The organism is Mycolicibacterium canariasense, from assembly GCF_002101555.1.
Taxonomy (GTDB): domain Bacteria; phylum Actinomycetota; class Actinomycetes; order Mycobacteriales; family Mycobacteriaceae; genus Mycobacterium; species Mycobacterium canariasense.
The window spans coordinates 1-2058 of the sequence record NZ_LQOL01000004.1; the positions used below are offsets into that span (position 1 = coordinate 1).

Sequence of the window (2058 nt, forward strand, 5' to 3'; positions counted from 1 at the left end):
ACACTCACCCCAAGCCCACCAGCTCAGATGAGGACATTTAGAACCCCGAACTGGTTAGTTATCTCAGAAACGGCGCGCATCCCGATATCGCTACCGGTTCGCCACCGCCCAGGGGAGGTCTGCGCTCAGCGCGAGTTTTATTGCTCGCGATGATCAAGCCGGGCGGCGACGGCCGTGTCGACGCGATCCAGCACCGTCTCGGCTTCGTTACGCAGATGGGCTGGGCCGGACGTCCTTTACGAGGAGCATCAGTGTTAGGTCGTCGACAGGAGAAGGCTCAAAACCGTAGCGCAAGTAGAAGCGCCGGGCGGTGTCGTTGTTTGCGTGGACCAGCAGCAGCCGAACCCCCGTCAGCTCCGCGACCTCAAGTGACTTGAGGATGAAATGTTTGAGAAGTGCTGCAGCGAGACCACGCCCTTGATGGTTCGCGTCGACGGCCAGCCGGCCGAGCAGGACCGCAGGTAACGGGTCCGGCTGATTGCGAGCAGCGCGTTTCGTCGCCCGGCTGCGCATGAGCACCGCCGTGCTGGAGGCATAGAAGGCCACCACCCGTCGCCCGTCCAGCACCACCCAGGTGCGGCTGCCTCCTTCGCGCTGATTGTGCAGAGCCTTCGTCCGCAGCCACTCGTTGAGCACGTCGTTGCCGCAGTCGAAGTCGTCGACGATGTGATCGGCACCGAAGAGGACGGGCCCCTCGTAGCTCACCGTTCCAAAATCGACGGATTCGCCAGCAGGCGCGCCAACTCGGGCTTGGGGCTTGGCGGACGGTCGAGCAGCGCCTGAAGATCGGTCCAGGCGGCGTCATCGAGGACGAACACTCTCCGATCAGCGAGGTCGGCCTCGGCGGCCTGAACGGCGTGACGCACCACATAGTCGTTGAGCGACTCGCCCGTGACGTCGAGCACACGTCGCACCACCGCATCTTGCGCCGCGGTCACGCGCAGGTGCCAGCGACCACTCTTCGTCTCCACACCAGAAGTGTACGCCGAATTGGTGTACATACCGTCGGCAAGCGCGGAACGATGCAGTTCGGCGCGCGGCGGCGTTCCCAAATCCGCGGCAGCGCGTTCTCGGCCATCGGACGTCACCATAAGAGACCAGGCCTCAACCAATTTTCGTCAGGTCCCGTCGTGGAACTTCGACCGAGTCCAGGGATGAAGCGTCCCACCCGGCTGGTGTATTCCGCGTAATGCAAGCCGTGCGTCCGCCGTAGATAGGGCTCTTCAACTATCCGCACCTGTAGCTCAATGGACGTGGCCAAGGTGGCGAAGGCGAGCAACGCCAACCCATTCGGAGCGAGGAGCGCTACACCGGCTCCGAAGATCAGCATGGCGGTAAAGATGGGGTTTCGAACCAGTTTGAAGACCCCATTGTCGATCAGTCGGGTAGTTTCGCTGGCGTCGACGCCGATGCGCCATGACTCGCCCATCGACTCCTGCGCTAACAGTGTCCCGGCGATGCCCAGGATCGCTGCGAAAGCTCCTAGCGTGTGCACCGCCCAATGATCAAGCCAGGCCACTGGCGACAGCACACCCAACCATTGCAGCAGGGGGGCCAGAGCGCCCAGCAAGATCGCCACCACGAATCCGGCGCCGGCGAGCCACTCCAACGATCCGGGGCGGCCGTGAAAACCCCGCATGCCTGTCGAACCCGTGAGGCGCCATTGGCGATAACTACGCCATCCGAAGCCCGAGACGATGAATATCCCGTAAAGAGCAAGTGCTGCGGTTGCCATATCGCGAGTTCCTCAGTGGTCGAGGCGGCGGTTCTGGAAGCCTGCGCCGGTCGCTGTGGTTCATCAGGCTTTCCGTGCTTCTTTCGTGGCTCCGCGGCCACGCTAAGGATACATAGCGATATGCGCATATGTCTATACTAATATGGGAATGCGCCCGGGCATCGGACTGAGTGGCCTGCAAACGCCAGACCGACGGCGGGCCCACGACTGGCACCACCGTACCGTTCCGACTTTTGCCACTTAGATGGCTCTTCATGATTGAGGGTGTAGAACGGTCAGCTGCTGTCGGCCTGTGATTGGGGTGTCTGGTTGGCTGGGTGTGT

General features: G+C 62.2%; 3 protein-coding genes. All 3 read right to left on the reverse strand.

Translation table 11 applies throughout. The annotated features are described in order from the left end of the window. Positions 1-207 precede the first annotated feature (207 nt). The 3 genes from AWB94_RS00925 to AWB94_RS00935 are packed head-to-tail and all read right to left on the reverse strand — an operon-like array spanning position 208 to position 1735. Positions 208-705: a GNAT family N-acetyltransferase gene (locus AWB94_RS00925; RefSeq protein WP_023363547.1), complete on the reverse strand. Its 498-nt coding sequence runs from the start codon at positions 703-705 to the stop codon at positions 208-210. Next, positions 702-1088: a type II toxin-antitoxin system TacA family antitoxin gene (locus AWB94_RS00930; RefSeq protein ID WP_158023718.1), complete on the reverse strand. Its 387-nt coding sequence runs from the start codon at positions 1086-1088 to the stop codon at positions 702-704. The genes AWB94_RS00925 and AWB94_RS00930 overlap by 4 nt, the downstream gene beginning before the upstream one ends. Then, complete coding sequence (locus AWB94_RS00935; protein WP_046190096.1) at positions 1085-1735, reverse strand: methyltransferase family protein; 651 nt, start codon at positions 1733-1735, stop codon at positions 1085-1087. The genes AWB94_RS00930 and AWB94_RS00935 overlap by 4 nt, the downstream gene beginning before the upstream one ends. Positions 1736-2058: the final 323 nt, after the last annotated feature.

What these genes read in the sequence shown, in the direction of transcription:
- AWB94_RS00935 (WP_046190096.1), bottom strand. Translation starts at nt 1,735, where the DNA reads ATGGCAACCGCAGCACTTGCTCTTTACGGGATATTCATCGTCTCGGGC.